This window comes from Streptomyces phyllanthi (assembly GCF_009377205.1).
Taxonomy (GTDB): domain Bacteria; phylum Actinomycetota; class Actinomycetes; order Streptomycetales; family Streptomycetaceae; genus Streptomyces; species Streptomyces phyllanthi.
In genome coordinates this window covers 1-1,254 of record NZ_VJZE01000918.1, presented here as the reverse complement: position 1 = coordinate 1,254, position 1,254 = coordinate 1, and the positions used below count along the sequence as shown (strand labels likewise).

Annotated in this window: 2 protein-coding genes; one reads left to right on the top strand and one right to left on the bottom strand. The window is 72.2% G+C overall.

Features of this window, described 5'->3' with window-relative positions; genetic code table 11:
* Positions 1-615: DAK2 domain-containing protein (locus FNH04_RS46120; protein ID WP_322725784.1), on the bottom strand; the 615-nt coding region annotated here is incomplete at its 3' end.
* A gap of 264 nt (positions 616-879) precedes the next feature.
* On the opposite strand from FNH04_RS46120, the gene rpmB reads away from it, so the two are divergent.
* Entirely contained in the window at positions 880-1,065 is a 186-nt protein-coding gene (gene rpmB / locus FNH04_RS46115) for a 50S ribosomal protein L28 (RefSeq protein WP_003993230.1), read from the top strand.
* Positions 1,066-1,254: the final 189 nt, after the last annotated feature.

Here is a 1,254-nt window from a genome sequence, read left to right as displayed (position 1 = left end):
CACGACCCCCGCGCGCTCCAGGGCGGCCAGTTGCCCGGGCGTCGCCGCGAGAGCCGCCCTCGCACCGTCGTACGCGGCGCGCGCGACCACCCCGCAGTCGCCCTCGGCCCCGTTCGCCGCGTCGGCCGCGGCGGAGGCGACCGTGAGGACCGTGCCCTCGACGGGGTGCGCGACCGCCTCGCGCGCGGAGTCGGCGGCACGCCGCAGGGCGAGCCGCAGGCCAGACCCGTCGGCGTGGGCGCTCTCGCTGTCGGCGGCCAGCACCTGCGCCATGCCCCGCAGCAGCTGCGCGAGGATCGTCCCCGAGTTTCCCCGGGCCCCGATCAGCGCGCCGTGCGCCATGGCCCGGACGGCCTCCGCGAGCGTGGGCCTCACCCCGTCGCCATCAGCACCCCCGGCATCCCGGCCCGCCGCCTCGTGCCCCGCGAACACCGCCTCGACCGCCGCGACGGCCGACTCCACCGTCAGATACAGGTTCGTCCCGGTGTCCCCGTCGGCCACGGGATAGACGTTGATCGCGTCGATCTCCTCGCGCGCCCGCCCCAGCGCCTGCAGCGCGAGCCCGCACCAGGTACGCACCGCGAGAGCATCGATCGTCTGCGGCACCTGCGGCACCTGCGCCTCCTTGAGCTGCTGGACGTCGGACGCAGCGTAGACCCAGGGACGGTGTCCGGCGGAAGAGGGCCGGGGCGGGCTCCGGACCAGCCATGGTAGTTTCGTTGTACGGGAGCAGTCGTTGTATGCTGCTCCGGTTGCCCGATCCTGATCGGGCCTTCCCACCTGGCAACGCCACTCAGATCTCTGATCCTGGATCCGTAGATCTGGATCCCGGCATGCCGGGATCAACCGTAAGTGCATCTGAAGTCTTTGGAGTGACCCGTGGCTGCCAACTGCGACGTCTGCGGCAAGGGGCCGGGCTTCGGCAACAACATCTCGCACTCGCACCGCCGTACGTCCCGCCGCTGGAACCCGAACATCCAGCGTGTGCGTACCGTGGTCGGCGGGACGCCGAAGCGCGTGAACGCCTGCACCTCGTGCATCAAGGCCGGCAAGGTCTCGCGCTGACGCTCAGCTAGCGCGCGGCCACAGTCTGGTTCGCTGCACGAAGCCGGTCCACCGGAGGGTGGACCGGCTTTTTGGCGTCCCCTGGCCCCAAGGCACCCCAAACGGGCCCAAACCCCAAACGGGCCCAAGCCCAGCCCCAACCGGGCCCAAGCCCCAGCCGGGCCCTAGAGGGGCTGCCCCGCCCGGGGG